The sequence below is a fragment of the Curtobacterium sp. 18060 genome (assembly GCF_902706105.1).
GTDB lineage: Bacteria > Actinomycetota > Actinomycetes > Actinomycetales > Microbacteriaceae > Curtobacterium.
On the sequence record NZ_CACSJV010000001.1, the window covers coordinates 201,739 to 225,427 of the forward strand.

Sequence of the window (23,689 nt, forward strand, 5' to 3'; positions counted from 1 at the left end):
CGTGGTGCAGCCCGGCTGCGTCCTACACGAGCGAGTCGCGCCAGGCCGCGTGCAGCTGTGCGAACCGCCCGGTACCCGAGATGAGGTCGGCGGGGGTGCCGTCCTCGACGATCTTCCCGTGTTCCATCACGAGCACGCGGTGGGCGATCGCGACCGTGGACAGGCGGTGCGCGATGATCACCGCGGTGCGGTCGGCGAGCAGGGTCTCGAGCCCTTCCTGCACCAGCCGCTCCGAGGGGATGTCGAGCGACGCCGTGGCCTCGTCGAGGATGAGCACCTTCGGGTCCGCGATGAACGCCCGCGCGAACGAGAGCAGCTGCCGCTGTCCCGCCGAGACACGACCACCGCGCTTGTTCACGTCGGTGTCGTACCCGTCGGGGAGCGCCACGATGAACTCGTGCGCGCCGACCGCCTTGGCGGACGCCTCGATCTCGGCGCGGGAGGCCCCCGGCTTGCCGAGCGCGATGTTGTCCGCGACCGTGCCGGAGAACAAGTAGGCCTCTTGCGTGACCATGACGATCGCGCGGCGCATGTCCTTCGTGTCGAGGTCGCGCAGGTCCACGCCGTCGAGCCGCACGGAACCGTGCGACGGGTCGTAGAAGCGCGCCATGAGCTTGGCGAGCGTCGACTTCCCGGCGCCGGTGGATCCGACGAGCGCGATGGTCTGCCCGGACGGGATGTGCAGGTCGAACTCCGGCAGGACGACCTTGCCCGCGTTGTAGGCGAACACGACCTCGTCGAAGTCCATCTTGCCCGTGGCGTCGGCCAGCTTGGTCGGCTTCACGGGGTCCGGCACGCTCGGCCGTTCCTCGAGGACGCCGGAGATCTTCTCCATCGCCGCCGAGGCCGACTGGTACCCGTTGTAGAACATCGCGAGCTCCTGCGCCGGGTCGAAGAAGCGCTTGGCGTACAGCGCGACCGCGAGCAGCGCACCGACCTCGAGCGTCCCACCGACGATCCGGAAGCCGCCGACGACGACCACCGCAGCGAGCGTGGCGTTGCCGATGAGCACGAGCACCGGGTCGAACGTCCCGAACAGGTTGAACACCTTCGTGTTCGCCAGCCGGTAGTCCTCGACGAAGCCGCCGTACTCGTCCTTGTTGCGCGACTCCTTGCGGAACGCCTGCACGGCACGGATGCCCGTCATCGTCTCGACGAAGTGCACGATCACGCGCGCCGAGGTGACGCGGGTGGCGCGGAACAGCGTCTGCGAGTTCTTCTGGAACCAGCGGATCAGGAACCAGAGCGGCACGAGCGACACCGCGAGCACGAGGCCGGACGTCGGGTCGAGCAGCACCAGGGCCACGGCGGTGAACACCATGTAGAGCACGCCCTGGATGAGCTGGTTCAGGCCGGAGTCGAGCAGCTCACGGATCGAGTCGAGGTCACTCGTCTGGCGGGAGATGATCCGACCGGACGTGTAGGTCTCGTGGAACTCGAGCGACAGCCGCTGCGTGTGCAGGAACACCCGCTTGCGCAGGTCGAACAGGATGGCCTGGCTGATCCGTGCGGCGAGCACGGTGTACCAGGCGGTGAGCACTGCGCCGAGGACGGCCACGACGATGTACGTCGCGACGACGCCGAACGCCGGCACCCAGTCGTTCTGGTCCATCACCGCGGGCAGGGCGTTGTCGATGCCCCACGCGATGAGCGCCGGGCCCGCGACCGTGCCCGCCGTGGAGACCACGACGACGATCCCGAGCAGCACCAGACGGAGCTTCAGCGGGGCCGCGAGGGAACCGAGCAGGGCGAGGGAGCGACGCCGCAGGCGCTTGCTCTCCGCCTTGGTGAAGTCCTCGCGCTCCTCGCCGCGCACGCCCAGGGTGGTGATCGAGGCGGTGACGGGCGCGGCAGACTGCGCGTCCGCAGCGTCGTCGGTGACCGGTGCCGTGCCTCCCGGCAGGTTCTGGTCCGTCTGCTGGCTCATGCCATCGCCTCCTGTCGTGCGGTCGCGTCGTCGTCGTCGAGCGACGAGATGACGTAGCGGTAGTGCTCGTTGGTGGCCATCAGGTCGTGGTGGGTCCCGACGGCGGTGACGACGCCGTTCTCCATCAGGGCGACCCGGTCGGCCAGCGTCACCGTCGACGGACGGTGCGCCACGATGAGCGACGTGGTGTCGGCGAGCACGCGGCGCAGGCCCGCCTCGACCCGTGCCTCGGTGTCGACGTCGAGCGCCGACAGCGGGTCGTCGAGCACGAGCACCGACGGCCGCGCGGCGATCGCGCGAGCGAGCGCCAGGCGCTGGCGCTGTCCACCGGACAGCGACAGCCCCTCTTCGCCCACCCGGGTGTCCACGCCGTCGGGCAGGTCGTCCACGAAGGACGCCTGCGCGATGTCGAGTGCCTCGCGCATGAGCGCCTCGGCCTCGGCACCCTGCACGTCCGGTCGACCGAGCAGCACGTTCTCACGCACGGTCGACGAGAACAGGGTGGCGTCCTCGAAGGCGACGCCGACGTGCCGGCGCAGTTCTTCGCGGGTGAGGTCGCGGATGTCGACCCCGTCGATCGTCACCGATCCGCCGGTCACGTCGTACAGACGCGGCACCAGCGAGAGCAGCGTCGTCTTGCCGCAGCCCGTGAGCCCGACGAGCGCCATGGTCTCGCCCGGCTGCAGCTGCAGCTCGACGCCGTTGATCAGGTCCGGGTACTGCGGCGCGGAGTCCTGGTACCGGAAGTGCACGTCGTTGAACGACAGCGCACCGTGCGGCTCGGTGATCGTCTTCGGGTCCTTCGGGTCCGTGATGGTGTTCTCGGAGTCCATGACCTCGAAGAAGCGGTCGACCGCCGTGCGGGTGTCGAACGTCATCGAGAGCAGGAAGCCGATCGACTCGATCGGGAACCGCAGCACCGTCGCCGTCGCGAAGAACGCGAACAGCTGACCGACGGTCATCTCGCCCTGCGACGCCAGCCAGATGCCGGCGAGCAGGCACAGCGCGAACGCGACGTCCGGCACGAGCAGCAGCCACAGCCAGATGCTCGCGATGGCCTTCGCCTTCTTGATCTCCGTGCCACGCAGGGCTTCGGCCTGCTCGCTGAACTCCTCGAGCTTCGACCCGCCGCGGCCGAACGCCTTGAGCACGCGGATGCCGTGCACCGACTGCTCGACACTCGTCGCGAGGTCACCGACCTGGTCCTGGCTGCGGCGCGCGACGACGGAGTACCGACGCTCGAACAGCAGCCCGTTGATCCACAGCGGGATCGACGCGATCAGGAAGATCAGCCCGAGCAGCCACCCGAAGGTGAACAGCACGACGAAGCCGACGACGATCGTCACGACGTTCACGACGAGCAGGACGACACCGAAGGCCAGCCAGCGGCGGATCAACGACAGGTCCGACACGGAACGGGACAGCAGCTGCCCCGACTCCCACCGGTCGTGGAACGCGACGGGCAGGTCCTGCAGCTTCGCGTACAGCGAGTTCCGCATGCTGGCCTCGATCCGCGTCGAGGGGCGCATCACCATCCGGCGGCGCGAGGCGATGAAGAACGCCTCGAGCACACCGAGGGCGAGCACGCCGAGGCCGGCGGGCCAGATCTGTGCGCCGTCCTTCGATGACAGCGGGCCGTCGACGAGCCACTGCAGGACGTAGGGGATTGCGAGCGCCACCAAGGAGGCTCCCATCGCTGCGGCCATGCCGCCGATGAGGCGCCCCTGGTAGGGCTTCACGTAGGGGTAGATCCGCGCGATCGCGCGGAAGGTGGACGGGCGCGCCGTGGTGGGCGACTTGGACATGCGTTGCGTCCTCATGCGTCTGCCGGGTCCCCGGGTCGCGCTGCGCCCTGGCCGCCTGCTGCTTGCTTGCTCTGGCGTGCGGTGCGTGCGCGGCCTCGACCTGGAGGCTCGGTGTGGCGTTGCGTGGTGATCATCGGCCGGGCGCGTGGTCGCGCCTCCGCCGTCACTCGCGTGACGTCGGTCGGGCCGGAGGGCACCGGGAGACACTCGTCCCCCGGGTTCAGGCGGGTGGTTCGCGGACGCTGGTCGTGCGGCGCCGCGAGGCCGTGGGAACGGCCTGGCTAGACGGCGGCCGCGACGCGCGGTCGCGGTGCGATCAGGGATCGCCGTGCGGGAGTGGTCCCCACGACGGACACGAGACCTGCACGGGCGGCCGTCGCCACGGTTCCGGTCATGTTGTCCATCGTCACTCCAGTCGTCGTCTTCGTCACCGTTGTGTCCGCGGTGCCACCGGTCCCGAGGGACCGTCGGCTGCCTGTCGCGGAGCCTTACAGACTATTCACAGTGACTCTCAGCGCGCAATAGGGTGCCGCGATTTGTTCACTTCAGTGGAAGAAGTGGCGCTCGCCCGTGAAGTACATCGTGACGCCCGCGGCCGTCGCCGCGGCGATGACCTCGTCGTCGCGGACGCTGCCACCGGGCTGGGCCACCGCGCGCACACCGGCGTCGAGCAGCACCTGCAGGCCGTCGGCGAACGGGAAGAACGCATCGGACGCCGCGACGCTGCCGGTCGCGCGGTCACCGGCACGGTTCACCGCGAGGTGGCACGAGTCCACCCGGTTGACCTGGCCCATGCCGACCCCGACGCTCGCGCCCTGGTTCGCCAGCAGGATGGCGTTCGACTTGACCGAACGGCTCGCCTTCCACGCGAAGGCCAGGTCGGCGAGGGTCTGTTCGTCGGCGGGCGCGCCGGCGACCAGGGTCCACGTGGACTGGTCGAACGCCGTGAAGCGGTCGGCGTCCTGCACCAGGAAGCCGCCGGAGATCTGCTTGACCTCGCGCGGTGCCAGGGCGAAGTCGGCCGGCAGCGTGAGCAGGCGGATGTTCTTCTTGCGCGACAGGATCTCGAGCGCCTCGGGGTCGAAGCCCGGGGCGACGACGACCTCAGTGAAGATGTCCTTCACGGTCTCGGCCATCGCCACGGTGACCGGACGGTTCGCGGCGATGACCCCACCGAACGCCGACAGCGGGTCGCAGGCGTGCGCGGCGGCGTGGGCCGAGGCGATCGGGTCGGCGGCGTCCGCCGGGGCGATCGCGATGCCGCACGGGTTGGCGTGCTTGATGATGGCGACCGCGGGGGTGTCGAAGTCGAACGCCGCACGGACGGCCGCGTCGGCGTCGACGTAGTTGTTGTACGACATCTCCTTGCCGTGCAGCTGCGTCGCCTGCGCGATGCCGGCGCCGTCGGTGCTCGTGTACAACGCGGCTGCCTGGTGCGCGTTCTCGCCGTAGCGGAGCGTGGCCGACAGGTCTGCGGTGAAGCCGAGGTGCTCGTCGAACGCACCGGGCGTCTGGATGTCGCCGCTGGTCGTCGGCGCCGCAGCGGCCGCGACGACGTCGCTGGCGAAGTAGGACGCCACCGCGGTGTCGTACGCCGCGGTGTGCGCGAAGGCCTGGGCCGCCAGACGCTTGCGGAGCTCGAGCGAGGTGCCGCCCGCGCGGACGGCCTCGACGACCTCGGCGTAGGACGACGGCGAGACGACGATCGCGACGTTCGGGTGGTTCTTCGCCGACGCACGGACCATCGCGGGGCCGCCGATGTCGACGTTCTCGACCACGGTCGCGGTGTCGGCACCAGAGGCCACCGTCTCGACGAACGGGTACAGGTTCACGACGACGAGCTCGAACGCCGCGATCCCGAGGTCGGCGAGCTGCTGCTCGTGCGACTCGAGGCGCAGGTCGGCGAGCAGACCGGCGTGCACCGACGGGTGCAGCGTCTTGACCCGGCCGTCGAGCGACTCCGGGAACCCGGTGACGCTCGCGACGTCGGTGACGGCGTACCCGGCGTCACGGATCGTCTGGGCGGTGGACCCCGTCGACACGATCTCGACACCCGACTCGGCGAGGGCACCGGCGAGCTCGAGCAGGCCGGACTTGTCGCTCACCGAGATGAGTGCGCGGCGGACCGGCACCACGTCACGGTCGCGGTAGAGGCTGGGGTCGGCTGCGTGCACGCTCATGCGCTCGGGGTGCCCTTCAGGTCGGTGGTGCCGTTGGCGATGTCGAGGATGGTCTGGATGAGCAGGCGGCGCTCGACCGGCTTGATGCGGTCGTGCAGCGTCGACTCGGAGTCGCCCGGGAGCACGGGGACGCGCTCCTGGGCCAGGATCGGGCCGGTGTCCACGCCGTCGTCGACCGCGATGACGCTCGCGCCGGTCTCGGTGACGCCGGCTGCCAGGGCGTCCCGCACGCCGTGGGCGCCGGGGAACTCGGGCAGGTACGCCGGGTGGGTGTTGATGATGCCCGGGGCGAACTCGGACACCACGGCCGGGGGCAGCAGGCGCATCAGGCCGGAGAGCACCAGCAGGTCGGGCGACCACGGGCGGATCTGCTCGGCGAGTGCCTGCCCCCACTCGGCACGGGTCTCGTAGCGCGAGAACGGCACCGTGAAGGTGGGGATCGAGAACTCCTCGCCCAGACCGAGACCCTCGGCATCGCGGTCGGCACCGATGGCGACGACACGGGCGGGGTACTCGGCGTCGAAGGTCGCTTCGAGCAGGGCTCGGAGGTTCGACCCGGTACCGGAGATCAGGACGACCAGTTCGAGCACGGCACCAACCCTACCGGGACCCGCGCGACGTGACGTCGGCGCTAGCGATCGTCCTTCGGGCGGCGCCACCAAGGCAGCTCCTCGTCGGGGATCTGGTCGGTGACGTCCCAGTTCGTCGGACGGGCCGCCTGGGTGGGAACAGCTGCGGGGGCCTCGGGTGCGGCCGGTTCGTCGTCGACGTCGTCCCGTCCGGCGACGAACTCCTCGGTGCTCCACGGGAACGCTGGCTGCGCGTCGGTGTGATCGGGCGTGGACGTCGACGTGGCGGGCCGTTCCGGAGCGGGCGCAGGGCGCTGCTGCTCCGCTACGGCGTCGGCACCGGTCACGCGGTCGCGGAGTCCGCCGGCGCGGTCGCGGAGTCCACCAGCTCGCTCGCGGAGTCCCCCAGCCCGTTCGCGCGCACCGTCGGCGACACCGTGCAGTCGATCGCGCAGGGCACCCATCGCGGCACGTCCCGACGAGCGGGGCTCGGTCGGGCTCTCGTCCGCCAGACGCTCCGAAGCGACGGCGTCGGTCTTCGCCCAGGCCGGCAGTTCCACGTCGTGGTCCGGGTCGCGCGGGGGCGTACGAGGCGCTGCGATGGGCGCGGGCGCGACCGGTTCGTCGGCGATCGGTTCCGTCGGGCTGGTCACAGCGGCGCGCGAGCGGGCAGCGGTCGACCCGTCGTGGGACTCCTCGACCACGAACCGGTGCACGTCGGTGGTCCGTCCCGCGCCGGCCTGGTCGAGCGCGGCGAGCAGCGATCCCGTCCCGGCCTCGGCTCCGCTCCGGTCCGCGTCGTCGTCGTCCGCCTCGGTCCAGCGCTCCCGGGTCCAGCCCCGGTCCGGCAGGCGGACGAGGTCGCTGCCAGCGGCGAGGGCGATGACCGCCGGCAGGCCGATCTCGAGCGCGGCGAACCCACCCACCACCAGGGCGTGCGGGCCGACGTCGGCCAGTCGTCCGGGGCCGAACGATCCGGACGACACCCAGGCGATCAGCCCGGTCAGGACACCGGCGACGATGCCCGTCGCGACACCGGCGAGCGCTCGGTGGAGTGCGGAGTCGGCGTTCCCCAGCACACGGACGAGTCGCGGGCGCATCGAGCCGCCGATCGCGAAGCCGGCGATCACCGGTACCAGGATCCAGACCAGGCCGAAGGTGTGGCCCGAGGTCGGCAGTGCGCCGAACACCGGCAGTCCGGGGATCGGTCCGAGGGTCGTGGCGATCGGGGACACGCTCGAACCGGTGCCGATGGCGAACCCGGGGCCGATCAGCCACGACGTCGCCCACCCGACGAAGTCCGGCAGGAACGCGAGCTGCCCGACGGTGAGGGCGATGCCACCGATCACACCGGCGTGGGACTGCTCGTACAGGGTGATCACCTCGGCGAACGAGGTGAAGAGCAGGAACGCGACGACGACCCCGGCGAACGCGACGACGACTCCGGTGGCGGCGGTCCCGGCACGGAGACCGAACCCGGCGATCGCACGCCAGAGCACGGGCACGCGGTCGAGCAGGTCGAGCACACGCTGGGTGGCGGGGTCCGCCGGCAGGTCCCGTCGTCGTCGGCAGACCTCCGAGCTGACGAGCGCCGGGATCCCGAACCACAGCGCGGGCAGGACCACGGCCTGCCAGATCGTCGGCTGCGTGGCAGCGGAGGTCGACGACAGCGCGACGCCGAGGCCGAGCGCCGCGACGACCGCCGTCCCGACCAGCAGGCCGGTGGTGCGGTGCTCGGTCTCCGCGAAGCGTCGACCGGCACGGGCGCCGAGCCAGGCGGTCACGACCGCGAAGCCGAGCGCCGCCAGCGTCACGTGGATGGGGTCGGCGGCACCGCTGACCCCGGAGCTCTTCGCCAGCGCGGACCCGAGCAGGAACGAGACGTCGACGCCGTGGCCGACGAGCCAGACGCTGCCGGTGGCCTTCCAGAACACGTCCCAGTCGATCTGCAGGCCGTACTCGAAGCCCCACAGCAGGGTGAGCGGGACCAGTGCGATCCCGATGCCGACGCCGACCGTCACGACCGCCTCGATCGCGGCGAGCAGAGCGGTTCCCAGGCGGTTCATCGCAGTGAGGATACGTGGCAGTCCGGCTCTCGGCCGTGAGCCGCGCGGCTCCGCAGCAGACTCAGCGGGTGGTCCCGGACGGACTCAGTTCCGACGGCGCCCGCTGATCGTGATGATCTGCCACGCGACGACCGCGATGCCGATCGCGAATGGCCAGGCGATCCACCGATCGAGTCCGATGAGTCCGCCGACGAAGAGCGCGCACATCAGGGAAGCAACCGACACAGCGACCGCGATGGGCGTCTGGCCAGTGCGACCGTCGACCTCGGTCACGTAGCCCGGTCGCCGTTCGTAGTCGGCCGGGTCGTAGATCGCCGGGTCGTGCGGCATGTCGATGTCCTCGCGCCGCAGGCTCGGGTTCGTGCGAGAACGCGGCAGGAGGAATGCAGCCCACGTGAACCACGCACCGAATGCGATCAGAGCGATGGCGATGCTCCAGAGGTGCACGCCTCCCGGGGTGTCGACCGCACGGATCGGGGTGGCGAGGAAGCCGATGCCGACCAGTGCCGACACGAGCCCGACCACGATCCCCAAGCGTCCGGGTTCACCCCGCTGCCCGCTCCGCTCGACCACGCCGCGATGCTACCGGTGCCGCGGGGACCCCACGCAGAACACCGGTGCTCGTCGGACGAACACGCGCATGACGCGGTCCGACGAACGAACACCGGTGTTCAGCGGAACGGACGAACCGCTAGCGGGCGACGACCTCGCGCAGCAGCGCAGCGGTCTCGGACGGCGTCTTGCCGACCTTCACGCCTGCGGCCTCGAGCGCCTGCTTCTTCGCCTCGGCGGTGCCGGCGGAACCGGACACGATCGCTCCGGCGTGGCCCATCGTCTTGCCCTCGGGGGCAGTGAAGCCCGCGACGTACCCGACGACCGGCTTCGTGACGTGCGCCTTGATGAACTCGGCTGCGCGCTCCTCGGCGTCGCCACCGATCTCACCGATCATCACGATGGCCTCGGTCTCGGGGTCGGCCTCGAACGCGGCGAGCGCGTCGATGTGCGTCGTCCCGATGACCGGGTCGCCGCCGATGCCGATGGCGGTCGAGAAGCCCAGGTCCCGCAGCTCGTACATCATCTGGTAGGTCAGGGTGCCCGACTTCGAGACGAGGCCGATCGGTCCCTTGCCGGTGATCGTCGCCGGGGTGATGCCGACGAGCGACTCCCCCGGGGTGATGATGCCGGGGCAGTTCGGGCCGATGATGCGGGTCTTCCCGCCGAGCGCCTTGGCGTGTGCCCAGAACTCGGCGGCGTCCTGCACCGGGATGCCCTCGGTGATGACGACGACGAGCGGGATCGCGGCATCGATGGCCTCGAGCACAGCGTCCTTGGCGAAGGCCGGCGGCACGAAGACGATGGAGACGTCGGCACCGGTGGTGTCGATGGCCTCGCGCACGGTGCCGAAGACGGGCAGCGACACGTCACCGTGGGTGACGGTGGTGCCGGCCTTGCGGGCGTTGACGCCACCGACGACCTGGGTGCCGGCCTTGAGCATGAGGGCGGTGTGCTTGGTGCCCTCGCCGCCGGTGATGCCCTGGACGATGACCTTGGAGTCCTTGTTGAGGAAGATCGACATGGTCAGTCCCTTCAGGCCGCGGCAGCGGCGAGTTCGGCGGCCTGCTCGGCCGCGTCGTCCATGGTCGCGGCGACGGTGACGAGCGGGTGCGCTGCCTCCGCCAGGATCCGTCGGCCCTCTTCCACGTTGTTGCCGTCCAGGCGCACGACGAGCGGCTTGGTGGCCGCGTCGCCGAGGATCCCGAGGGCGGCGACGATGCCGTTCGCGACGGCGTCGCAGGCGGTGATGCCACCGAAGACGTTCACGAAGACGCTCTTCACCTGCGGGTCGCCGAGGATGACGTCGAGGCCGTTGGCCATGACCTCGGCCGAGGCGCCGCCGCCGATGTCGAGGAAGTTCGCGGGCTTCACGCCGCCGTGCCGCTCACCGGCGTAGGCGACGACGTCGAGCGTCGACATGACGAGGCCCGCGCCGTTGCCGATGACGCCGACCTGGCCGTCGAGCTTGACGTAGTTCAGGCCGTGGGCCTTCGCCTTGGCCTCGAGCGGGTCCTCGCTGGCGGAGTCCTCGAGGTCCTTGTGCGCGGGGTGGCGGAAGTCGGCGTTCTCGTCGAGCGAGACCTTGCCGTCGAGCGCCAGGATCTGGCCGTCGCCGGTGCGGACGAGGGGGTTCACCTCGACGAGCGTGGCATCCTCACCCTTGTAGACGTCGTAGAGCTTCGAGAAGACGTCGGCCACCTGGTCGACGAGCTCCGCCGGGAACCCGGCCTGCTCGGCGATCGCGCGACCGGCGGCAGCGTCGATCCCGGTGAGCGGGTCCACCTCGACGCGGGCGAGTGCCTCGGGCTTCTCGACGGCGAGCTGCTCGATCTCCATGCCGCCCTCGACGCTGGTGAGCGAGAGGTAGGAGCGGTTGGCCCGGTCGAGCAGCACGGAGAAGTAGAACTCCTCGGCGATGTCCGCGCCCTGGGCGATCATGACGCGCTGCACGGTGTGGCCCTTGATGTCGAGGCCGAGGATCGCCTGAGCGTGCTCGTAGGCCTCGTCCGGGGTCTTCGCGACCTTGACGCCACCGGCCTTGCCACGACCGCCGACCTTCACCTGGGCCTTGACGACCACGACGCCACCGATCTTCTCGGCCGCCGCTCTCGCCTCTTCCGGGGTGTCGGCGATGATCCCCTGGAGGACGGGGACGCCGTAGGACTCGAAGAGGTCCCTGGCCTGATACTCGAAAAGATCCACGCTGTTCTTCTTCCCGCACGGTTCGTGCGATCGGCATCGGTTTCCCGGTCGCGCACTCCACATCGAGGGTCGCTCGATGTCGAGACAACGGCCGTCACGCAGCCTAGCGCGGCGACATGGACGTCGAGACAACGGGCGGCGCGGGACGCAGGGGAAGGCGCGGTCGCTCGACCACCCGTCGGCGACCGCGCTCCACTCCCCCGAGCACCGGCAGTGTGCACGTCCCTCGTGACGAGCAGGTGACGTCGAGGTGAACTCCCCCGGCGTTCCGGGTCGTCCCAGGGGGACCGGCGTACACCGGAACACCCCGACGGAAGGACCCCGCATGACCGCGGAACAGAACCAGCAGGCACAGGAACGACTCGGCGAGATCCTGGAGGCGCGGGCCTTCGACCGCTTCCCCGAGGTGTGGGCGGAGGACGTCGTGGACCACGACCCCGCGCCCGACCAGCAGCCCGGCCTCGCGGGGATCGTCGACTTCTGGACCGAGTTCACCACCGCGTTCCCGGACCTCACGCTCGAGCCCGACCCGCTCGTCGTCACGGACGACTACATCACCGCGGTGTTCACGATCCGCGGCACCCACACCGGTCCGTTCCAGGGCCACGCTCCGACGGGTCGCGCCTTCGAGGTCCGCGGCATCCAGGTCTCGAAGTTCCGTGACGGCAAGATCGCCGAACGCTGGGGCGCGACCGACGAGAAGGGCCTGGCGGAGCAGCTCGCGCTCGGCTCCGGCGACGTCCACTTCGTCAGCGCCTGAACACCATCGGACACCCGGCACCACCCACACCCAGGAGGACACCATGAGCGATCCCGGCATCAGCCCCGTCGACGACTTCGAGGCCCAGCAGCGCCGCGACGACGACATCGACCGCGAGCACGTCGGCCCGTACGAGGTGGACGAGTCCGAGGAGTCCCTCGAGACCGTGACGAACGACGCGGTCGCCGGCGAGACCGTCGAGCCGCAGCGCGGTGACGGTACCGACGACGGCCCGACCGGCGGCTCCCCGCGCGAGGGGTCGCCCGACCTGTGGGAGCACGACGCCGACGAGGACCGGCCGGACCTGGGGGGCGACCTCGGCACCAAGCCGCTCTGATCCGCACCGCCTGATCAGCGCCTCCCCCAGGGATCCGCGGAACACGGCCCGTAGCATCGGGCCGTGTTCCGTCGCGTCCGAGCCAGCGTCCGCAGCATGCCGTCGGCCGCCCGCCTGGTGGCGATCGCGGCGATGCTGCTCGTCGCGGCCTCCGCACACCTCGCCGCGCAGTCCGAGCCGGCAGGTCGATGGGTGCCGCTCCTCGCGGTCGCGGTGGTCGGAGCCGTCGTCACCGGAGCACCGAGCCGCCTCTGGCCGCTCCCCGCGATCTGGCTCGTCGCGACCCTGCTCGCCCTGACGGGCGACGTCCGGGTCGACGGCACGTACCTGGTGGCCGCCCTCCTGACCGGCGCGGTCGCGCTCGTCGCGGCGATCGTCGCTGATCTCGTCCCCGACCTGCGGGCGCGACGCCGACGGGGTGGACCGTGACCACCCCACGGCCTGGAGGCCCGGTGCCGGGCCCGCCACGTCCCTCCAGTCACGGCCGTCACCCCGCTGGCGCGGTGCGCCGGACCCGGCTGGTGGGGCCCACCTCCCGTCCGTCGTCCGGTCGCGTCCACGACCGCAGCCTGCGTCGGTTCCTCGGTGACAGCACACCCGTGGCCGCGGGCGGCCGCGCCATCCTGCTGCAGATCGCCGACCCGGTCGTCGCGGCGGGGGTCCGCCGGCACTCGGACTTCGCCCGTCGACCGCAGCAGCGGCTGGCCCACACCCTGATGTTCGTGTACGCCGTCGTCTCCGGCACGGAGCAGGACGCCGCGATCGCCGCGGGTTTCGTGAACCGTGCCCACGCGCCCGTGACCGGCGCGGACGACGTCGACCGGCAGCTGTGGGTGGCCGCGACCCTGTTCGACTCGGCTCGTCGGGCGCACGACCTGTTCGGCGCTCCCGTCACGGCGGAACGCGCCGAGGCCGTGCTCGCCGCGTACGCCCCGATCGCGACGACGCTGCGGGTGCCCGCCGAGCGCTGGCCGACCTCGGTCGCGGCCTTCGACGAGTACTGGGCCGACGCCCTCGAGCGGCTCGAGGTCACCGACGACGCCCGCGGGGTGGTGCGTGACCTGCTCCACCCGCGGTTCGCGCCGCTCTGGGTGCGTGCCGCGATGCCGCTCGTCCGGATCGTCACGGTCGGGATGCTGCCGGAACGGCTGCGGACCGCGTACGGGTTCGCGTGGGGGCCGCGCGAGCACCGTCGGTTCCAGCGGACGATCGCCGTGGTCAGCGGGGTGCGGTCGGTCCTGCCCGGGGCCCTGCTGCGGCTGCCGGGTCCGCTGCTGCTGCGGGCGATGCGCCGGACGGCCGGGCGACACGCCACGGTACGGTAGCGGGCATGTCGGTCGACCACTTCGCCATCACGGTCCCGCGCTCCTGGTTCGAACTGCCCGTCGAGCCGGAGCGCCGCGACGACCGGATCAGCGCCCTGGTGCAGGAGCGCATCGAGGACCAGCGCGAGCTCTGGGACCACCGGACCGAGATCGTCCGGGCTCTCCGTCGGTTCGCGCGGTCGGCGTGGGACAGCGGTGCGCGGTACTGCGCGGCCTTCGCCGAGCCGAGCGACGACGGCATCGTCTCCGGCGCCCTGACCGTCACGGTCCTGCCCGCGCCCGAGGCCGGCGGCGACCCGCTCGCCGCCCTGACCGACCACGTCGCCGCGCTCGGCGGTGACGACGACGGCATGCACGTCGACGTGCACGAGGTCCCGCGCGTCGGCCGGGTGCCGCGCGTCTGGGGCGTCTCGACCGTGCAGGCGCCGGACGGCCGCGGCTCGTTCGACGTCGTGCTGATGCAGACGTTCGTGCCGGCCGGTGACCAGGTCGCGCTGGTGAGCGTGTCCTCGCCCGCGACCGACCTGGCCGAGCCGCTGTACGAACTGTTCGAGACCGTGACCGACACCTTCGAGCTCATCGACTCGGCCACGGTCGGCGGCGGGGTCGACTGATGCGGATCTGGCCGTTCCGGAAGCGTCGGAAGCCCGTCGAGCCCGTCGTCGAGCGGGTCACCGTCGACGACCTCGCGCGGATGGCGCAGCGCGGCGAACTCGCCCGCGCGGTCGTCACGCCGCCGCCGGCTCCCCGCGCCAGCGCCGACCGGGTGCGGGCGACCGTCGCGCAGCTGCCCGGGCGTCCCCTGGGCTCCGCCGGTGGCACGGCTCGCCGTGACGCGGCTCCGGCCCGGCAGACCGCGGCGGCCGTCCTGGTGCTCGACGACCACCAGCGGGTGACCGTGTCCGGTGGCGGGCTGATCGGCCGTGACCCGGCGAGCGCCCACCCGGACGGCGGCTACGCGCACATGATCGCCCTCGAGGACCCGGACAAGCTGCTCAGCCGCACGCACCTGGAGTTCGGCTTCGGTGCCGAGGGGTCGCTCTGGGTGCTCGACACGGCGTCGGCGAACGGGGTCGAGCTGCAGCGGCCGGGGTTCCCGGCGACGATGGTGCCGCCGGCGCAGCGCACCGTGGTGCAGCCGGGCGACGTGGTCGTGTTCGGCGGCCACACGCTTCGCGCCGAGCCGCAGACCGCGCTGGTCGGCGAAGCCCCACTCGGCTGACGCCGAGCGGCGCGGCGGCGCGACGCTGGCGCGCGACGTCGCGCTGTCCCCGTCAGTCGGCGGGCACCTGCACCAGCCGCAGCGCCTGGTCGGCGTCGTTGAGCAGCGCCCGACCCGGCACCCGGTCCTGCGTCACCAGGCTCTTCGACAGCTTCGTGCCGATCAGGTCGCCGTCGACGGTGCTGAGCGGTGCGAGCAGCATCCCGCGACGGGCCTTCTTCGCGTCGACCTGCCAGCCACGGAACCCGCTCGCGACGCCCTCGACGTCGCCCGCGATGACGAGCCCGACCGAACGGCCCCGGTCGGAGTCCATGACCGCCCGGAACACCGGTTCGGCCGGGGTCTCCTTGAGTGCCTCGGCGTCGTCGACGAGCACGAGCGTGAAGCCGTCCGAGCCGGTGTCGATCGCGGCGGAGAGCCCCTCCGCCCCGATCCCGCCGTCGGTGACCACGGTCGCGCGCGGTGCACCCTCGAGTGCCCGGAGCGGGGAGTCCCGCGGCGTGACCGCGACGACCGACCCACCTGCGGACAGGACGTGCCGGGCCATCGCGACGAGCGCGGTGCTCTTGCCGGAGCGCGGGCTGCCGGCGACGATGAACACCGGGGTGTCCTGCACGAAGTCGTGGGTGAAGAGCCGGAGCTCGTCGCCGCCGACGCCGAGCGCGACCCGGCCGACCGAGGCGTCCGCCGAGGGCAGGTAGCGCACGGCCTCCTCGAACGTGATGGACCGCGGCAGCACATCGATCCGGAACGGCTTCGGCACGGTCGCGGGGACGTGGGCGCGGACCTCGTCGCCGATGCCGCGGATCGCCGCCGCCTGGTCACGGCCGCCGAGGCCACCGGGCAGCACGGCGACCTGGGTCTCCGTCGCGGTGGCGTTCCGGAAGCCACGGCCGGGCGGGATCGACTCCGGCAGCTTCTTGCCGTTGATGCCCTCGTAGTTGTAGTCGCCGCGGTCGGCCAGGGCGAGCAGCAGCTTCCGCTCCACCTGGCTCGACATCCGGCCGGAGGTCAGCGTGCGGTCGCCGGAGACGATCAGGTGCACGCCGACGCCGACGCCCTCGCGCAGCAGCGTCTGGACGGCGTCGTGCAGCGCACCGTTCTCGGCGTCGGCCAGGGTCGCCATGAAGCTCTCCCACTGGTCCAGGAACACGACGACGTGCGGCAGCGGGGTGGTGTGCTGGTCGGACCGCTGCTCGGCGATGGACGAGTACCCGCCGCTCGCGAAGGCCGCCTGGCGCTCCTGCACGGTGCGGAGCAGGATGCCGAGCAGCCGCGAGACCCGGTCGGGCTCGTGCCGCTGCACCACGGCACCGCAGTGCGGCAGGGCCCCGAGCGCGAGCAGGGCGCCGTTGCCGCAGTCGATCCCGTACATGTGCACGTCGCCGACGCCGAGGCGCAGGGCCATCGCACCGGCCAGGGTGCGGAGCGTCTGGCTGCGGCCGGAGCGCGGCGACCCGATGACGAACAGGTGGCCGTCGGCGTCGAGGTCGAACACGGCGGGGCGCTGCTGCTGGTCGGCGGGGTGGTCCTCGATGCCCCAGGCCACGGCGAGCGGCGGCAGCTCGGGGGCGGCCGAGGCACCGGCGGCTTCGACGTCGTCGAGTCCGACGACCGCACCGAGGGGCGGCAGCCACGGCTTCCGCTGCTCGGGGGTGCCGAGGGCGCGGGTGGCGTCGCCGATCGACGCGACGAGGACGCTCAGGTCGGTGACCTCCACGTCGCTGGCGGCGGCCTCGACGGCTGCCGGGCGGGGGGCTGGTTCGCTGTACGAGGCGAAGGTGAGTTCGCGGACCAGGGCGGGCCGGGCCTCCTGGTCGTCCGTGCCGGGCCGACGCCCGCCCACCCGACCGGACTGGAAGGGCAGCAACGAGGCCGCGCCGAGCCGCACGTACGCGCGACCGGGCGTCGTCTTCGCGATCCGCGCGGCGTCGTTCGCGCCGATGACGTCCTGGCTCTCCGACTGGTCGGTGACGCGCAACGCGATCCGCAGGTTCGTGTTGGCGCGGATCTCGGGCGACACGACACCGCCGGGGCGCTGCGTGGCGAGCACGAGGTGGATGCCGAGCGACCGACCGCGCTGGGCGATGTTCACCAGGCCCTTGACGAAGTCCGGGAGCTCGCGGGCGAGCGAGGCGAACTCGTCGATGACGATGAGCAGCCGCGGCAGGCTCGGGATCGCGTCGCCCGACGCCGCGCGCTTCGCCTGCAGGTCCTGGTAGTCCTCCAGGTCCTTCGCGCCGACCTCGGCCAGGGCGTGCTCGCGGGTGCGCAGTTCTGCGCCGAGCGACTCGAGCGCCCGCTCCACCTGGTGGGTGTCGAGGTCGGTGACCATGCCGACCGTGTGCGGCAGGTCGACGCAGTCCTTGAACGCCGCACCGCCCTTGTAGTCGACGAGCACGAAGTTCATCTCGTCCGGCCGGTTCGCGACGGCGAGCGACGCGACGATCGTCTGCAGCAACTCGGACTTGCCGGAGCCGGTCGTGCCGGCGACGAGTCCGTGCGGACCGTCGTTCCGCAGGTCGATCGCGAACGGCCCGTCGATCGAGGCGCCGATGACGGCGGTCGTGCTGCGCCCACCGAGCAGCCAGCGGGCCTGCACGGCCTCGGACGTCGGCGGCTCGAGCTGCAGGACGTCGAGCAGCCGCGCCGACGACGGGATGGCGCCGTCCTGAACGTCAGGGCTGGCGTCGACGATCGGCGACAGCGACCGGGCGACCCACTCGAGCCAGTCCTGGTCGACCAGGTCGGGTCGGGCATCGTCGATCCGCTCGCTGCGCTGCTGCGTGACCCGGATCCGGTCGTCGCGGACCACGACCACGGCGTCGCACTCCTCGGGCAGGAGCCGCTCGTCCAGGTCGAGGCAGATGCTGAACACTCCGACCGACGGCCCCTCCTTGAGCACCTGCACGAGCGACGGCATCGCTCGCAGGCGTCGGGCGCCGTCCATCACGACGACGATCTCGTCGGCCGGCGGCGTCTTCTTGCCGATGCCGGCTTCCTTCCGGGCATCGATGACCGCCGCGAGCTCGGCGATAGCCCGCGCGGTCGTCGCGGCGTTCGAGGCGATGCTCGTCATCGGCTGGTCGGCGCCGTCGCGGCGGACGTGCGGCAACCAGGACATCCACTCCCACAGCGCGGTCCGGGTGGTGTCGGTGAGCAGCGTGAAGGTGACGTCCTTCGGGCTCTGCAGCGTCGCGAGCTGCGCGACCACCCAGTTCGCCAGCCGTCGGGCGTCGTCGTCCGGGCCGGCGATGCCGATCACACCGCGCTCCGCCAGGCGGATCCGGACCGGCACGTCGGTCGCGTCCCACGCGACGGTCCGCTTGTGCGACAGCTGTTCCGGGTCCTCGATGGTCACCTCGGAGCGCTGCGTCGCCGTGCCGACGCGGACGAGCAGGTGGTCGGGGTCGGTCCGACGCCGCTCCCACAGGCGCGGCAGCGGCGTGACCGCCGTCTCGTAGACGGCAGCCGGGTCGGGGGCGCTCGCGATCCAGCGTGCCCGTTCGGACTGGAGGCTCTCGGTCGCGTCCGCCTCGATGCGCGCCTTGGTGTCCTCGTACTCCACGATCCGCTGGCGGTACGTCTTCTTGCCCTGACGGCGACCCTGGAGGCCCGTGATGATCATCAGGATCGGCGACAGCAGGGCGATGAGCAGGTAGATCCAGCGACCGGTGGTCGACACGAACATCACGGCCATGCCCATCGGCGCCAGCGCCATCAGGATGGGCAGCGCCCGCGCCGGGGGTTCGGTCGGCGGGGCCGGCAGCTGGTAGCGGGTGTGCTCGTCGGGCGGCAGGATGCGCGGCGGGCGGTTGTACTCGAGCGACATGCCGTCGTCGGCCAGGGACAGGTGCGCCCCACGGTCCGGTGCCCGACCGAAGCCGAGCAGGACCCCGCCGATCGCGAGCTGCGCGGTCTCCGGCCAGTCGGTCTCCTCGGTGACGGCAGCACCGTCGAGCACCGCCCCGGCGAAGCCGTTCGCCGGACGGACCTTCGCGCCGTCGGCCGTGACCGACACGAGCAGGGCGACCTCCGGTACGGTCTCGGCCCCGGTGGCCTCGGCCTCGACCTCGGCGGTGGTGCTCACCGGGATGCGCACCGTGGCGTTCGTCGCCGTGCCGATCGTCACCGTGCCGGTGCCCACCCGCACGATGGTGCCGGCGTGCAGGCCCGAGACGATCCGGATCTCGGCGTCGGTCAGTGGACGGAGCGGCTGCGGCGGCACCTGCTCGAGGCTGCGGGCCACGACCACGCCCTCGCGCACACCGGACTCGGCGACCGTCGCCGCCAGGTCGAGCGGCTGCTCGCCGACGAAGTACGCCGGGGTCCGTCCGGAGGCCACGACGTCCGTCGCGATGAGGCGTTCGGCCTCGGCGACGAGCTCGCCGACCGCACGGGTGTCGTCCCCGTCGACGTAGACGTTGGCGGTCTGACCGCTCTCGCGGTCGACCATCGTGAACGTGAAGGTCATGGCATCCCCCGTAGCATTGACTACATGTCGCAGGACGATGGTAGTGTCCCCTGCAACACGCCCCGTTGGGGGGACATGACGAAACTCCGGGGAAAGGGAGTCACACCGTGGCGAACATCAACGTCTCGTACGCAGACCTCGAGGCAGCAGCCTCCGACCTCAAGGCGGGTCAGGCGGACATCGAAGACCGTCTCTCCGCCCTGCAGCGCAAGATCCAGCAGCTCATCTCCGACGGCTACGTCACCGACAAGTCGTCCGTCGCGTTCGGCGAGTCCTACGACGAGTTCAACCGTGGCGTGACCCAGACCGTCCAGGGGCTCGAGGGCCTCTCGACGTTCCTGTCGAAGGCGTCGCAGACCCTGTCCGAGACGGACGAGTCGCTCGCTTCCGGCCTCAAGGGCTGACACCGCTGACGACCCCGTGTCCCGCGATCGCGTGGGGCACGGGGTCGACGCGGTTCCGGTGGCGGTGGCTTCCGGTTCGTGATCGGGGAGGGATTGTTCCGTGGCTTCGAGACTGCTCGTTGACCTGATGGGGCTCGGGGAGCTCCAGACCGACCTGTCGACCGTGCACAGCACGCTCGAACAGGCGCACAAGCGCGTCGATGCGTCCGACGACGAGATCGGCTCGGGCACCGTGCAGGACGCCCTGCACGACTTCGACCACCGTTGGGGTGACAAGCGCGACAAGATCAGCGACTCGACGAAGGCGCTGGCGGACATGCTCAGCGCGTCCGTCGAGACCTACACCGAGACCGACGAGCAGCTCGCACAGGCACTGCAGGTCAACGACGAGAACGGCGGCGGCGGACCCGCTGCCTCGAGGGCGGAGTAGTCATGGGGCGGCCGTCGGGGTGGGATGTCGTCGATCAGGGTGATGACCCGGTCAAGGGGGATCCGTCGACGTTGCGGATGATGTCGCGGGAGTACCAGCGCATCTCCGACGCGGCCGATGACGCCTCGACCCGGCTGAAGTCGGTCAAGGGGTCCGGGTGGCTGACCGACTGGGAGGGTGAAGCCGCCGACGTGTTCGTCGACGCGATCGAGGACACCCCGTCGGACCTGACCAAGCTCGTCGACTCCTACGAACTCGCCGCGACGGCGTTGTCGGGGTGGGCGGACACGGTCGATGACACCCAGTACCGGGCTGATGGTGCGCTCGCGGACGCGAAGGACGCCTCCGGGGACCTCGCCGCGGCGCAGGACCGGCTCTCCGACGCGCAGTCGAACCTGTCGCACTACCAGTCGGCATCGTCCGACCTGTCGAAGGTCGCGGACGAGTACCCGGCCGGGTCCGACGTGCCCGACGGGGTGGACGTGCCGTCACCGGCGCAGTTGCGGGCAGCGTCCGACAACGCCTCCGTCGCACAGGGCTCCGTGTCGTCCGCGCAGGGCGACATCGCGGCGGCGCAGTCGCGGATCGACGCAGCGAAGCGACTCGTCGCCGATGCGAAGGGTGACTGGCAGGACGCGGAGCAGCGGACCGCGACGAAGATCGGTGAAGCGGCCGACGCGGGGCTGGGGAAGCAGTCCACGTGGGACAAGATCTTCGGGTCCGAGACGTGGGAGACCATCGTGTCGGTGGCAAAGGTCGTCGTCGCGGTGGGCGGGATCATCGTCATGATCATCGGCGGGCCACTGGCCTGGATCGTGCTCGGCGCCGCCCTGCTCGTGCTCGCCGACACCCTGTACAAGATGTCGAAGGGCACCGCCGATGGGTGGGACCTCGCCTTCGCGCTGCTCGACTGCATCCCGGGGATGAAGGGGATCACCACCGCGGCGAAGATCGGCGAGGAGTTCGCGAAGGGCGCCTCACTCGCTGCCAAGTTCAGCTCGGCCGGTCGACACGTCGCCTCGGAGAGCCGACAGCTGTTCGCGCCGGGTCTGCACCTCGTCAACAACCTGCGCCACGGTGCAGCCCTCCGCTCGGTCGAGTCGCTCCGCGCCCTCGCCGTGCACGGCGGTTCCGCGGCGGTCGGTGCACTCCGACGTCCGGGCGACGGCTTCATCGCCTCGGTCCGGTCGATGCCGGAGATCGCGAACAAGGCCACGCAGGCGTACTGGGACAACGGCGGGTCCTCCCTCGCCGAACTCGCGCGGCACTGGCAGGGTGGCAAGGGCGGCTTCCAGAGCGGCTACCTCGGTGTCGACCGCTGGGCGAACGGCGACGCCGACTCGCTCGTCGGGCAGACGCTCCAGATCAGCGGTCCTGGCCACGGCAACTTCTACGTCCCCGACGGCACCATGCACGCCGGCGGCAGCGCCTCGAACTACAGCGAGTCCGTGCAGGTGGGCGTGCAGTCCCACGCCGGTCACGACGGCGTCCCGGCAGGAGCTTCGACGCACCCCGACTACCGCAACACCGGCGACAGCTACCTGGTGAACCAACCGCTGCCGCACGCCGAGGGCACCGCGCAGGCGAACACCCAGTTCGGCGGTGGCGGGCAGCACCAGCTCTTCACGGACAAGTCGACGAGCGACCTGGTGAACACCGGCGTGCTCAGCCCGGTCGACCAGGCGGGGAACGTCGTCCCCGACGGGATGAACCAGGTCCTGATGGACCCGGCCACGCGGAGTCCACAGCCGGGGGTCCTCACGACGAACCAGTACGCGAACGCGCTGCACGACCTCGGCTCGCGCGGGCCGGCCGTCGCGGCGGGCATCGTGACGGCGCCGTGGGACATCAGCGAGGCGACGCAGTCCGTCCAGGACCGACTGCGGTGACCCGTAGCGGCGTCACCCGGGCGGGTCACGAGCTCCTGGACCGTTCACCGTCCTGGAACGCCCTGCCCGAGCGCGCCGCGGACGGCCGGTGGACCATCACCGACACCGTCGACCCACTGTGGCCGGAGTACGGCGCGAGCCTGCGACTGCTCAACGCCCTGTCGGACGATGGCCACGAGGTCGAGGACCTCGACGGCACGCTGTTCGAACGCGGGCGACAGGTCGTCGTCCCGCGCGCGGCGCTCGTCCACACGACTTCCGCACCCGCGGTCCTCGAGTCGGTGGCCCTGCCGGACTCGTTCCACGTCGCATCGTTCGCCGTCGACGGCCGGACCGACGCGAACATCGAGGACGGCTGGCGGAACGAGTACGAACCGCGCCGCTTCCGCACGACGTTGAGCCCGGACCGAGCAGCGATCGACCGCCACGAACCCGGGGTGGTGCCGACGACGGTGTCCCGCATCGAGAAGACCGTGGAACCCCTGCCGGCCGATGCCCGCGGAACGTACACCGTGCCGTCGACCGGCCCGTACGAACAGGGTTGGGGCAGACTCGCTCCGATCGTCCGCACGATCGGCGACCTCGGGTACGACGTGCGTCCCGACCTCGGCGCGTACGCGACGCTGTCCGGTGTCGTCCGCCCGACGTGGGGCACCGAGATCCGCGGAGCCGACGACTGGGCCGAACTGCTCGCCCGGTTCGTGTTCCCGCAGGGCGTCCAGTCGGAGGTACTCTCCGACGGGTACGCGATCATCCGCGACATCCCCCATCCCGGCGACCCGCTGCACCCGACGTTCGCGCTCGTGTTCACACCCCCGTCGGCAGCACGACCGAGCCTGTTCGCGAGGATCTTCTCCTGATGAGCACCACCACGAACCTCACCTCCGCACAGCGACGCGCCCTGATGGTGCGCTCGCGGTTCGCGTTCGCAGCTGCCGAGGTCGTCGCGCTCCGTCACGACGAGCAGGGAATCCCACTCGGCGTCGTCAGCCCCGAGGGCATCCCCCTCGCGCTGGCCTTCACCGATCCCGCAGCGGCCGTCGCCCGCATCCCGGCCGGGGTCGCCGCGACGCCGCTGTCACTGCCGATGTCACGTCTGGTCGCCGGCCTGCCCACTGACTGGGGTCTCGTGCTCGACATCGACCAGCCCTACCCGCAGGTCGTGCAGCCAGACGAGAAGCAGACGGTCATCGCCGCGGGTGGTCCGTTCCCCGACGGCGCCGAGGTCACGCTCCGCCCGGCACCGTCCGCGTCCCAGGGGTTCTCCGACGCACTCGCCGAACGAGCTCCGCTCACACCGGGCGTGGTCCGGGTGTGGCTGTTCCGCCACGGTGTCGACATCGTGCCCGAGGACCTCATGGTCGTGGTGGCGACGGCGGACCGTGACGCCGCGTTCGCCTTCTCCGAGATCGTGTTCGAGGTCGCACGCGCGCACGACGTGCCGGTGCCGGTCCTCACCGCCTGGATCGACGAGCTCCCCGTCGAGCACGCCACGTGGGTGCGTCAGCAGCCGCCGCTCGCGCACGTCGAACGGCACTGAGCCC

20 protein-coding genes are annotated in these 23,689 nt (G+C 71.4%); 11 read left to right on the plus strand and 9 right to left on the minus strand.

Going from position 1 to position 23,689, the window contains the following annotated elements:
• Nucleotides 1-22: 22 nt before the first annotated feature.
• The 8 genes from GVL05_RS00975 to sucC form a co-directional block, all read right to left on the minus strand.
• Complete coding sequence (locus tag GVL05_RS00975; protein ID WP_235035782.1) at nucleotides 23-1,927, minus strand: ABC transporter ATP-binding protein; 1,905 nt, start codon at nucleotides 1,925-1,927, stop codon at nucleotides 23-25.
• Nucleotides 1,924-3,732: an ABC transporter ATP-binding protein gene (locus GVL05_RS00980; protein WP_159570474.1), complete on the minus strand. Its 1,809-nt coding sequence runs from the start codon at nucleotides 3,730-3,732 to the stop codon at nucleotides 1,924-1,926. The genes GVL05_RS00975 and GVL05_RS00980 overlap by 4 nt, the downstream gene beginning before the upstream one ends.
• Before the next feature lie 545 nt (nucleotides 3,733-4,277).
• A complete protein-coding gene (purH, locus tag GVL05_RS00985) occupies nucleotides 4,278-5,912 on the minus strand; it encodes a bifunctional phosphoribosylaminoimidazolecarboxamide formyltransferase/IMP cyclohydrolase (protein WP_131845997.1) in 1,635 nt (544 codons plus the stop codon).
• Nucleotides 5,909-6,502 (minus strand): phosphoribosylglycinamide formyltransferase, encoded by a 594-nt coding sequence (purN, locus tag GVL05_RS00990; protein ID WP_131845996.1) that lies wholly within the window; start codon nucleotides 6,500-6,502, stop codon nucleotides 5,909-5,911. Before purN ends, purH begins: the two co-directional genes overlap by 4 nt.
• Before the next feature lie 41 nt (nucleotides 6,503-6,543).
• On the minus strand, nucleotides 6,544-8,547 hold the full coding sequence (locus GVL05_RS00995; protein ID WP_159570477.1) for a DUF6350 family protein: 2,004 nt from the start codon (nucleotides 8,545-8,547) through the stop codon (nucleotides 6,544-6,546).
• An 84-nt stretch (nucleotides 8,548-8,631) separates the two neighbouring features.
• A complete protein-coding gene (locus GVL05_RS01000) occupies nucleotides 8,632-9,120 on the minus strand; it encodes a hypothetical protein (RefSeq protein WP_159570480.1) in 489 nt (162 codons plus the stop codon).
• Nucleotides 9,121-9,238: 118 nt separating this feature from the next.
• Nucleotides 9,239-10,123: a succinate--CoA ligase subunit alpha gene (gene sucD / locus GVL05_RS01005; protein WP_159570483.1), complete on the minus strand. Its 885-nt coding sequence runs from the start codon at nucleotides 10,121-10,123 to the stop codon at nucleotides 9,239-9,241.
• 11 nt (nucleotides 10,124-10,134) lie between these two features.
• Complete coding sequence (gene sucC / locus GVL05_RS01010; RefSeq protein ID WP_159570486.1) at nucleotides 10,135-11,304, minus strand: ADP-forming succinate--CoA ligase subunit beta; 1,170 nt, start codon at nucleotides 11,302-11,304, stop codon at nucleotides 10,135-10,137.
• Between the two features lie 325 nt (nucleotides 11,305-11,629).
• Here sucC and GVL05_RS01015 point away from each other — a divergent pair, with 325 nt between their 5' ends.
• From GVL05_RS01015 to GVL05_RS01040, 6 genes are all read left to right on the plus strand, one after another.
• Complete coding sequence (locus GVL05_RS01015; protein WP_159570489.1) at nucleotides 11,630-12,064, plus strand: ester cyclase; 435 nt, start codon at nucleotides 11,630-11,632, stop codon at nucleotides 12,062-12,064.
• A gap of 43 nt (nucleotides 12,065-12,107) precedes the next feature.
• Nucleotides 12,108-12,401, plus strand: coding sequence for a hypothetical protein (locus tag GVL05_RS01020; protein WP_131877586.1), 294 nt, complete (start codon nucleotides 12,108-12,110; stop codon nucleotides 12,399-12,401).
• Between the two features lie 63 nt (nucleotides 12,402-12,464).
• On the plus strand, nucleotides 12,465-12,830 hold the full coding sequence (locus GVL05_RS01025; RefSeq protein WP_159570492.1) for a hypothetical protein: 366 nt from the start codon (nucleotides 12,465-12,467) through the stop codon (nucleotides 12,828-12,830).
• 92 nt (nucleotides 12,831-12,922) lie between these two features.
• A complete protein-coding gene (locus GVL05_RS01030) occupies nucleotides 12,923-13,726 on the plus strand; it encodes an oxygenase MpaB family protein (protein ID WP_159570495.1) in 804 nt (267 codons plus the stop codon).
• A 5-nt stretch (nucleotides 13,727-13,731) separates the two neighbouring features.
• Nucleotides 13,732-14,340, plus strand: a complete 609-nt coding sequence (locus tag GVL05_RS01035; protein ID WP_159570498.1) for a hypothetical protein — start codon at nucleotides 13,732-13,734, stop codon at nucleotides 14,338-14,340.
• On the plus strand, nucleotides 14,340-14,948 hold the full coding sequence (locus tag GVL05_RS01040; protein ID WP_123293218.1) for an FHA domain-containing protein: 609 nt from the start codon (nucleotides 14,340-14,342) through the stop codon (nucleotides 14,946-14,948). Before GVL05_RS01035 ends, GVL05_RS01040 begins: the two co-directional genes overlap by 1 nt.
• A 52-nt stretch (nucleotides 14,949-15,000) precedes the next feature.
• On the opposite strand, the gene GVL05_RS01045 is transcribed toward GVL05_RS01040, so the two are convergent.
• On the minus strand, nucleotides 15,001-19,422 hold the full coding sequence (locus GVL05_RS01045) for an FtsK/SpoIIIE domain-containing protein (RefSeq protein WP_159570501.1): 4,422 nt from the start codon (nucleotides 19,420-19,422) through the stop codon (nucleotides 15,001-15,003).
• 107 nt (nucleotides 19,423-19,529) lie between these two features.
• On the opposite strand from GVL05_RS01045, the gene GVL05_RS01050 reads away from it, so the two are divergent.
• From GVL05_RS01050 to GVL05_RS01070, 5 genes are all read left to right on the plus strand, one after another.
• On the plus strand, nucleotides 19,530-19,826 hold the full coding sequence (locus GVL05_RS01050; protein ID WP_071404660.1) for a WXG100 family type VII secretion target: 297 nt from the start codon (nucleotides 19,530-19,532) through the stop codon (nucleotides 19,824-19,826).
• 100 nt (nucleotides 19,827-19,926) lie between these two features.
• Complete coding sequence (locus GVL05_RS01055) at nucleotides 19,927-20,256, plus strand: hypothetical protein (RefSeq protein ID WP_123936922.1); 330 nt, start codon at nucleotides 19,927-19,929, stop codon at nucleotides 20,254-20,256.
• A 2-nt stretch (nucleotides 20,257-20,258) separates the two neighbouring features.
• Nucleotides 20,259-22,145 carry a putative T7SS-secreted protein gene (locus tag GVL05_RS01060; RefSeq protein WP_327785628.1) on the plus strand — a complete coding sequence of 629 codons (1,887 nt, stop codon included), beginning with the start codon at nucleotides 20,259-20,261 and terminating at the stop codon, nucleotides 22,143-22,145.
• Nucleotides 22,142-23,005: a hypothetical protein gene (locus tag GVL05_RS01065; RefSeq protein ID WP_131877598.1), complete on the plus strand. Its 864-nt coding sequence runs from the start codon at nucleotides 22,142-22,144 to the stop codon at nucleotides 23,003-23,005. Before GVL05_RS01060 ends, GVL05_RS01065 begins: the two co-directional genes overlap by 4 nt.
• Nucleotides 23,005-23,685: a hypothetical protein gene (locus GVL05_RS01070; protein WP_132099112.1), complete on the plus strand. Its 681-nt coding sequence runs from the start codon at nucleotides 23,005-23,007 to the stop codon at nucleotides 23,683-23,685. Before GVL05_RS01065 ends, GVL05_RS01070 begins: the two co-directional genes overlap by 1 nt.
• Nucleotides 23,686-23,689: the final 4 nt, after the last annotated feature.

Excerpts from the sequence above, each read along its gene's own strand:
- GVL05_RS00975 (WP_235035782.1), bottom strand. The coding sequence starts at position 1,927 with ATGAGCCAGCAGACGGACCAGAACCTGCCGGGAGGCACGGCACCGGTC.
- GVL05_RS00980 (WP_159570474.1), bottom strand. The coding sequence starts at position 3,732 with ATGTCCAAGTCGCCCACCACGGCGCGCCCGTCCACCTTCCGCGCGATC.
- purH (WP_131845997.1), bottom strand. The coding sequence starts at position 5,912 with ATGAGCGTGCACGCAGCCGACCCCAGCCTCTACCGCGACCGTGACGTG.
- GVL05_RS00995 (WP_159570477.1), bottom strand. The coding sequence starts at position 8,547 with ATGAACCGCCTGGGAACCGCTCTGCTCGCCGCGATCGAGGCGGTCGTG.
- sucD (WP_159570483.1), bottom strand. The coding sequence starts at position 10,123 with ATGTCGATCTTCCTCAACAAGGACTCCAAGGTCATCGTCCAGGGCATC.
- GVL05_RS01015 (WP_159570489.1), top strand. The coding sequence starts at position 11,630 with ATGACCGCGGAACAGAACCAGCAGGCACAGGAACGACTCGGCGAGATC.
- GVL05_RS01020 (WP_131877586.1), top strand. The coding sequence starts at position 12,108 with ATGAGCGATCCCGGCATCAGCCCCGTCGACGACTTCGAGGCCCAGCAG.
- GVL05_RS01035 (WP_159570498.1), top strand. The coding sequence starts at position 13,732 with ATGTCGGTCGACCACTTCGCCATCACGGTCCCGCGCTCCTGGTTCGAA.
- GVL05_RS01040 (WP_123293218.1), top strand. The coding sequence starts at position 14,340 with ATGCGGATCTGGCCGTTCCGGAAGCGTCGGAAGCCCGTCGAGCCCGTC.
- GVL05_RS01045 (WP_159570501.1), bottom strand. The coding sequence starts at position 19,422 with ATGACCTTCACGTTCACGATGGTCGACCGCGAGAGCGGTCAGACCGCC.
- GVL05_RS01060 (WP_327785628.1), top strand. The coding sequence starts at position 20,259 with ATGGGGCGGCCGTCGGGGTGGGATGTCGTCGATCAGGGTGATGACCCG.
- GVL05_RS01070 (WP_132099112.1), top strand. The coding sequence starts at position 23,005 with ATGAGCACCACCACGAACCTCACCTCCGCACAGCGACGCGCCCTGATG.